Origin of the sequence: Nocardia sp. NPDC004604, assembly GCF_040609795.1 — a bacterium.
Taxonomy (GTDB): domain Bacteria; phylum Actinomycetota; class Actinomycetes; order Mycobacteriales; family Mycobacteriaceae; genus Nocardia.
In genome coordinates this window covers 21,055-28,449 of record NZ_JBEXLC010000116.1, presented here as the reverse complement: position 1 = coordinate 28,449, position 7,395 = coordinate 21,055, and the positions used below count along the sequence as shown (strand labels likewise).

Sequence of the window (7,395 nt, the reverse complement as noted above, 5' to 3'; positions counted from 1 at the left end):
GGCGAGGTCGTCGCGACCCTCTTGATCCAGCAGCGCCTTCGCCTTGCTGGCAGCGGCGTCGGTCAGAGTCACACCGTGGGTGGTCGTCTCGTCTTGCACAGTCATGAACTCTCCTCAGGACAGCTGTGTTCAACCCGTGAACAGCGCACGGCTCGTGGCTGTCAACACCACTCAGCGGGCTGTTATTCCCCCATCTTGCCACCACCGGACCCGACCGTGGACACAACCTCCCACCGACCACATTTCCGGCTGCATAGTGCATCGAATAGCCTGGTCGCGTGAAATTGTTCCGTCGCGGCGAGTCCAGCACCACCGACGAGAGCGCCGACCAGACGGCGGGCTCGGACGGCGGCTCGACCGCAGTCTCCATCTCGAAAGCGGCCACCGCCACCGAAGGCAAGGGCCGTCCCACCCCGAAACGTCGTGACGCCCAAGGCAAGCGGCGTGGCCCGGTCGCCCCGGCACCGCTCACCGCGAAGGAGGCACGCGCCCGGCGCAAGGCCACGCGCGGCAACCGCGAGGAGCGCAAGGCGGCGTCGGCCGAGCGGCGTTTGGCCGCCCAGGATCGGCGCGCCAGGATGCTCGCCGGCGAAGACAAGTACCTGCTACCCCGCGACCAGGGTCCGGTGCGGGCGTACACACGTGACATCGTCGACGCCCGACGCAACCTGGTCGGGCTGTTCATGCCGATGGCCCTGGTGCTGATCCTGTCGATGTTCGTGGCGCCCGCACTGCAGACCATTGTGACGTTGGCGATGCTGGTGATGATGGTGTTCATGATCGCCGAGGGGTTCCTGCTCGGCCGGATCGTCAACGGGCGGGTGCGGGAGCGCTTCCCGGACAGCACCGACACCGGGTACAAGCTGGGCTGGTATTCCTTCGTCCGCGCCTCACAGATTCGCAAGATGCGGGCGCCCAAGCCGCGCGTCGGCCCCGGCGACGCGGTGTAGCTCCCATCACGTCCCGACAGCCGCACACCTCGATCGAGGTGTGCGGCTGTCGGCGTTTCCGGGTCAGTGGTGGTGTGCGCGGCCGAGGACCGCGGACAGGTCGGACTGCAGACGCTGGGCGTCACGGTCGATGACATTTGCCGATCCGGCGTGGCCGCCTGCTCGCGTGATCAGAACCGCGAAGCCCACCACAACCGCCATGCTCATGAGAAAAGTAATCATGGCAGTAATTTTGCGCTCGATGATTTACCGCCGAAAGTGGCTGTACTGACATTGTCCGCAAAGATCCAGCCAGGTACTCTGTAGCCATGCTGTCCAAGGTCGCCGTTGTGCTCTCGGAGCGCTTGGCCATGTTCGAATTCGGCGTGGTCTGTGAGGTTTTCGGGCTCGATCGCACCGCGGACGGACTGCCCGGATTCGATTTCAAGGTGTGCGGTGCCGAACCGGGCAAGCCGCTGCCGTCCACCACGCCGGGTATCACCGTTACGCCGGAGTACGGGCTGGAGGAGTTGGCGAAGGCCGATCTCGTGGCGATTCCGGCCTTCCCCGCTTCCGCCTTCGGGTTCGACGCGCGCGTGGTCGGCGCGATCCGGGCGGCCTCGGATGCCGGGGCGATCGTGCTCACCGTGTGTTCCGGGGCGTTCCTGGCCGGGGCGGCCGGGCTGCTCGACGGTCGCAAATGCACGACGCACTGGCGTTATGTGGACCAGTTGGCCGCACAGTTCCCGGAGGCGACCGTCGATCCCGATGTGCTGTTCGTCGACGAAGGCAATCTCATCACCTCCGCTGGCACGGCAGCGGGCATCGACGCCTGCCTGCATCTGGTGCGCCGGGAGATCGGTAGCTCGGTCGCGAACGCGATCGCCCGACGTATGGTGGTGCCGCCGCAGCGCGATGGCGGACAGCGCCAATTCATCGAGCGCCCGGTGCCCGAATGCACCTCCGACAGCCTCAGCTCCACCCTGCAGTGGATGAGCGAAAATCTCGAGCTGCCGCACACGATCGACGATCTCGCCGCCCGCTCGGTGATGTCCACCCGCACCTTCGCCCGCCGCTTCGCCGCCGAAACCGGGACCACCCCGGTGAAATGGCTGACCAACCAGCGCGTGCTCTACGCCAAGCATCTGCTCGAGGACACCGACGAGGGCCTGGAACAGATTGCCGCACAAGCGGGTTTCGGTTCCGGTGCGCTGCTGCGGCATCACTTCCAGAAGGTCGTCGGCATTGCGCCGACCGAGTACCGCCGCCGCTTCGGCGCCGCGGAGGCCAGCGAGCAACGCTCCTGAAGCGCGCCAATGAGCGTTCCGCGCGGAATCGGCGTTCTTTCGGTAGCTCGAGACCGGGCGCCCGACCGCAGGGGTGCGTAGCGATCCGGGCCGCCGATCAGCGCGACGCGCGGATAAGGGACCCAATTGATCGCGGGGGTAGCGGACCCGATTGATACGGTGCTGCGGTGTCGGACAGCTCACCTGCTCACAACCGCCCGCACCGCAGCCTGGTGCTCGGTGGCGCGCGATCCGGCAAGTCCGCGTTCGCGGAAGTGCTGGCGGCCGAGGGCGGCCCCGTGCGTTACATCGCCACCGCGATTCCCGATTCGGCCGATCTCGACTTCGCCGAACGCATCGCCCGCCACCGTGACCGCAGGCCCGCGGATTGGACCGTCTTCGAAAGCGCCGATCCGGCAGCGGTTCTGAGCGCCGCTCCCCCTGCCGGAACGACATTGATCGACGATATCGGCAGCTGGCTGACCGCCCGCATCGATGCCCGCGCCGCCTGGGACGCCCCGCGCGGCACCATATCCCCCGACACCGACGCCCTGGTCACCGCCGTCGCCGCCTATCCGGGCCGCCTGGTGATCGTGACCCCCGAGGTCGGTATGGGCGTCATCCCGGCCACCCGCTCCGGCCGCCTGTTCCGCGATGAAATCGGCACCCTCAACCAGCGCCTCGCGCAGAGCTGCGATGAAGCGTTCTTCATAGTCGCGGGCCTGCCGCTGCGCCTGAAGTAAGGCCGCACGCGACATCTCGGAATCCGCACCACGGCAGGAGTGCAGCGTGCGACTGTTCGCGGACGACAGGCGCGGGGTGGTTGAGCGAGTCGGCGGGGGTCGCGGCAAGATTGGGCCGGATAAGGACTGCGCGGTGTAGGAATGAACTGCCCCGACCCGGAAAGGCTCGATAGTGACAGACGGATTCGGACCGGTTACGCCACCCGACGCGGGAATTCGGACGGCGGCGGAGCAGCGGCAGGCACAGCTGACCAAACCCGGTGGCGCGCTCGGGCGGCTGGAAACGCTCGGAAATTGGGTGTCGGCGTGCCAGGGGGTATGTCCACCGAAGCAATTCGAGCGGGCGCGGGTAGTGGTGTTCGCCGGGGATCACGGCGTTGCTCGTCATGGTGTTTCGGCGTACCCGAGTGAGGTGACCGCGCAGATGGTCGCCAATTTCCTCGGCGGCGGGGCGGCGGTGAATACGCTGGCCGGGGTGGCGGGCGCCACCGTACGCGTCGTCGATATCTCCGTCGACGCCGATACCGACGCGCGGGTCGCCGCGCACAAGGTGCGCCGGTCCAGCGGGGCGATCGACCGCGAGGACGCGCTCAGCGATGAGGAAATCCGAGCGGCACTGGCAGCGGGCAAGGCGATCGCCGACGAGGAGATCGACGGGGGCGCCGACCTGCTGATCGCGGGCGATATGGGCATCGGCAACACCACTCCGGCGACCGTACTCATCGCGACCCTCACCGATACCGAGCCGATCGCCGCCGTCGGCCGCGGCACCGGTGTGGACGATGCGGGCTGGGTCCGCAAGGTGGCCGCGATCCGCGATGCCATGCGCCGTGCCCGCCCGGTCGCCAAGGATCCGGTCGAGCTGCTGCGCGTGGCCGCGGGCGCCGATTTCGCCGCCATGGCGGGCTTCCTCGCCCAAGCCGCGATCCGCCGCACCCCCGTCATTCTCGACGGTGTGGTGGTCACGGCAGCCGCCCTGGTCGCCGAGGACCTGGCGGCGGGCGCCAGCGCCTGGTGGCTCGCGGGCCACCGCTCCACCGAACCCGCCCACACCCTCGCGCTACGCCACCTGCGCCTCGAGCCCCTCCTCGACCTCGACATGCGCCTCGGCGAAGGCTCCGGCGCCCTCACCGCCCTCCCCATCCTCCGCGCCGCCGTCGCCACTCTCGCCGAAATGGCAACCTTCGCGGAAGCCGGTGTGAGCACCGCCGATTCGGCCACCGAAGCCGAAGCCGAAGCCGAAGCCGAAGCCGGGACCAGCATCGCCCCTGACGCGACCGGGCAACCGGACCTGCGGAAATAGGCAGGTGGCCGGTTTGCGGCTTGCGGTCTCCTGGCTGACGGTACTGCCGGTGCAGGGGCCGGACAGTGTCGATCGTGGAGCGGCCGGGCGGGCGATTGCGCTGGCGCCATTGGTGGGGGCCGGGCTGGGCGGGGCTGCTGCCGGGGTGCTCTGGCTGCTGGTGTGGGCCGGGGCGAGTGCACCGCTCGCGGGGCTGGTTGTGGTTGCCGGATCGGCGCTGATCACTCGGGGGATGCATGTGGATGGGCTGGCCGACACGATGGACGGGTTGGGGTCCTACGGTTCGCCCGAGCGGGCCCGGCAGGTCATGAAGAGTGGTGGGGCCGGGCCGTTCGGGGTGGCGGCGATCGTATTCGCCGTTGGGATCCAAGCGTTTTCGTTCGCCGGGCTGGCGCAGGCCGATCGCTGGTTCGCGGTGGTGCTCGCGGTGGCCGTCGGCCGGGTCGCGGTGGTGCTCGCCTGTCGCCGCGGCATCGATGCCGCGCCCGACACCGGCTTCGGCGCACTGGTCGCAGGCACGCAGCGCCCGGTCACCATCGCGCTCTGGGTGGTGCTCGCCCTTATCGCCAGCGCCTGCACAGTCCCGGAGCACCGCTGGCTCGGTCCGCTCGTTGTCCTTGTCGCCCTGGGCATTTCGGCCCTGCTGGTCCGACATTCCACGCGCCGCTTCGGCGGCCTCTCCGGCGATATCCTCGGCGCAACACTCGAGATTTCCGTCGCCATCACGGCCGCAGGACTATCGCTGGGCACCTGACCCATCCGCCGCGTACCGGCGCCAACCGGGCACACGCGTCCGGCGGCCCGGCTAGGTCGAACAAGATCCGATCGTCTCACCGATCGTTGCCGCGCCTGCCTGTGGTACGGCGGCGTGCCGCACTCATCAGTCACCACCGCATCACCTTCCGCACGTGGCCCCACCGGGTGCTATCCCGTCCCAATGCAGGGCGTGACCGCATCAACTGCTGCCACTCCGGCAAACGCGTGTACGGCGGGCGAGCACGCGACCCGGTCACCGCCGCACCGGATATCGCCGCCGAGACTCGCCCGGTGCGCGTACTCGGTGCGATCGCCGGGGATACCGCGGTGGTCGCGAGCACGGCGAGCACGGCGAGCACGGCGAGCACGGCGAGCACGGCCGGCTTCGTTCGTCCCGCTGATCGAGCACATGCCCGCAACCGCGCCCGGCGCACCCCTCACCAGGAGATAGCTGGCGTAGTGCGCGCATTGTCTGGGTCGGGCAATAAGGTGGGCGGTATGTCTTCCGAGCGCCTCTACTTTCGTCAGCTGTTATCCGGTCGGGACTTCGCCGTGGGTGATCCGATTGCGACGCAGATGCGGAACTTCGCCTATTTGATCGGCGACCGGCAGACCGGAGAGTGTGTGGTGGTGGATCCGGCGTATGCGGCCGGGGATCTGGTCGATATCGCCGAGGGCGACGGACTGCGGCTGACGGGGGTGCTCGCCACCCATCACCATCCGGATCATGTCGGCGGGACCATGCTCGGATTCACCCTGCGCGGGGTCCGGGAACTGCTCGAGAAGACCAGCGTTCCGGTGCACGTCAATGCCAAGGAACTGTCCTGGGTGGCCAATGTCACCGGCATCGCACCGAGTGAACTCACCGGACACGAGCACGGCGACAAGGTCGGCGTCGGCGCCTTCGATATCGAACTGCTGCACACCCCCGGCCACACGCCGGGCAGCCAGTGCTTCCTGTTCGACAATCGCCTCATCGCGGGCGACACACTCTTCGTCGACGGCTGCGGCCGCACCGACTTCCCCGGCGGTGACTCCGACGAAATGTTCCGCAGCCTGCGCTATCTCGCGAACCTGTCCGGCGACCCGGTCGTCTATCCGGGCCACTGGTACTCCGAGGAACCCTCCGCGACCCTGTCCTCGGTCAAGGAGAGCAACTACGTCATGCGGCCGCAGACCCTGGAGGAATGGCGCATGTTCATGCCCAGCTGACCACCCAGGCCACCTACATGCCGCGCATCCACCCGTGGATATCGGCGAAGGTGCCGCGCTGGATACCGGTCAACGTATCGCGCAGCGCCATGGTGACCTCACCGGGTTCGCCACCGCCGATGGAGAATTCGCCGTCGGCGGAGCGAACCCAGCCGACGGGGGTGATCACCGCGGCGGTCCCGCATGCGAAAACCTCGGTGATCTCTCCGGTTTCGGCGCCCTTGCGCCACTCCTCGACCGAAACCTTGCGCTGCTCGACCACGTAACCCGAATCGGCGGCGAGGGTGAGCAGCGAGTCGCGGGTGATACCGGGCAGCAGCGAACCGGACAGTTCGGGGGTGACCAGGCGCGCCTCGGAGCCGGAACCGAAGACGAAGAACAGGTTGTTGGTGCCCATCTCCTCGACGTAGCGCCGCTCGCAGGCGTCGAGCCAGACGACCTGATCGCACCCCTTCTCCGAGGCCTGCGCCTGGGCGAGCAGCGAGGCCGCGTAATTACCGGCGACCTTCGCCTCGCCGGTACCGCCCGGTGCCGCGCGCACGTATTCGGTGGACAGCCAGACCCGCACCGGCTTCACACCGCGCGGGAAGTACGCGCCCGCAGGCGAACCCAGCAGCAGGTACTTGTAGGCGGAGGCGGGCTTCACGCCGAGCCCGGCCTCGGTGGCGAACATGAACGGCCGCAGGTACAGCGACTCCTCACCACCGGCCGCGGGCACCCAGCCGCTGTCGACCTCGAGCAGTTGACGAACGGATTCGATGAATAGTTCCTCCGGCAGTTCCGCCATCGCCATCCGGCGCGCGGACTTGCGGAAGCGCGCGGCATTCGCGTCGATGCGGAAACAGGAGATGCTGCCGTCGTGCTGACGGTAGGCCTTCAGCCCTTCGAAGATGGCCTGACCGTAGTGGAATACCATGGTCGCCGGATCCAGCGGCAACGGACCGTACGGCTCGACGCGGGCATTGCCCCAACCCTCGCCCTCGGTGTAGTCGATGGAAACCATGTGGTCGGTGAAGAAGCGCCCGAAACCAGGTGCCGCCAGAATCTCCTGTACCCGCTGCGCCGGAGTGGGCGCGGGATGCGGAACACGGGTGAACTGTGCGGCGATCGTCATGCGCCCGATCCTATCCGGCGCCGTCGCGCCGCGGTGCGCGTGTTCGACAAGC

9 protein-coding genes and 1 pseudogene are annotated in these 7,395 nt (G+C 68.2%); 6 read left to right on the top strand and 4 right to left on the bottom strand.

Annotation, left to right across the window (positions count from 1 at the left end):
* Positions 1 to 105: pseudogene (locus ABZW16_RS32185) on the bottom strand (iron-sulfur cluster insertion protein ErpA); the annotation flags it as partial.
* Positions 106 to 278: 173 nt separating this feature from the next.
* Here ABZW16_RS32185 and ABZW16_RS32180 point away from each other — a divergent pair.
* Positions 279 to 950, top strand: coding sequence for a DUF3043 domain-containing protein (locus tag ABZW16_RS32180; RefSeq protein WP_354959857.1), 672 nt, complete (start codon positions 279 to 281; stop codon positions 948 to 950).
* A 63-nt stretch (positions 951 to 1,013) separates the two neighbouring features.
* Here ABZW16_RS32180 and ABZW16_RS32175 read toward each other — a convergent pair whose 3' ends face one another.
* A complete protein-coding gene (locus ABZW16_RS32175; RefSeq protein WP_354959856.1) occupies positions 1,014 to 1,172 on the bottom strand; it encodes a hypothetical protein in 159 nt (52 codons plus the stop codon).
* 86 nt (positions 1,173 to 1,258) lie between these two features.
* Here ABZW16_RS32175 and ABZW16_RS32170 point away from each other — a divergent pair, with 86 nt between their 5' ends.
* The 4 genes from ABZW16_RS32170 to ABZW16_RS32155 all read left to right on the top strand — a co-directional run bounded on the left by ABZW16_RS32170 (position 1,259) and on the right by ABZW16_RS32155 (position 5,015).
* A complete protein-coding gene (locus tag ABZW16_RS32170) occupies positions 1,259 to 2,236 on the top strand; it encodes a helix-turn-helix domain-containing protein (protein ID WP_354959855.1) in 978 nt (325 codons plus the stop codon).
* Positions 2,237 to 2,403: 167 nt separating this feature from the next.
* Positions 2,404 to 2,958 carry a bifunctional adenosylcobinamide kinase/adenosylcobinamide-phosphate guanylyltransferase gene (locus ABZW16_RS32165; RefSeq protein ID WP_354959854.1) on the top strand — a complete coding sequence of 185 codons (555 nt, stop codon included), beginning with the start codon at positions 2,404 to 2,406 and terminating at the stop codon, positions 2,956 to 2,958.
* A 172-nt stretch (positions 2,959 to 3,130) separates the two neighbouring features.
* A complete protein-coding gene (gene cobT, locus ABZW16_RS32160; protein WP_354959853.1) occupies positions 3,131 to 4,261 on the top strand; it encodes a nicotinate-nucleotide--dimethylbenzimidazole phosphoribosyltransferase in 1,131 nt (376 codons plus the stop codon).
* A 4-nt stretch (positions 4,262 to 4,265) separates the two neighbouring features.
* A complete protein-coding gene (locus ABZW16_RS32155; protein WP_354959852.1) occupies positions 4,266 to 5,015 on the top strand; it encodes an adenosylcobinamide-GDP ribazoletransferase in 750 nt (249 codons plus the stop codon).
* A gap of 130 nt (positions 5,016 to 5,145) precedes the next feature.
* Here the strand turns inward: ABZW16_RS32155 and ABZW16_RS32150 are convergent, their stop codons facing one another.
* A complete protein-coding gene (locus ABZW16_RS32150) occupies positions 5,146 to 5,394 on the bottom strand; it encodes a hypothetical protein (protein WP_354959851.1) in 249 nt (82 codons plus the stop codon).
* Between the two features lie 121 nt (positions 5,395 to 5,515).
* Here ABZW16_RS32150 and ABZW16_RS32145 point away from each other — a divergent pair, with 121 nt between their 5' ends.
* A complete protein-coding gene (locus ABZW16_RS32145; RefSeq protein WP_354959850.1) occupies positions 5,516 to 6,229 on the top strand; it encodes an MBL fold metallo-hydrolase in 714 nt (237 codons plus the stop codon).
* Positions 6,230 to 6,242: 13 nt separating this feature from the next.
* Here the strand turns inward: ABZW16_RS32145 and ABZW16_RS32140 are convergent, their stop codons facing one another.
* Positions 6,243 to 7,343 (bottom strand): branched-chain amino acid aminotransferase, encoded by a 1,101-nt coding sequence (locus ABZW16_RS32140; RefSeq protein WP_354959849.1) that lies wholly within the window; start codon positions 7,341 to 7,343, stop codon positions 6,243 to 6,245.
* Positions 7,344 to 7,395: the final 52 nt, after the last annotated feature.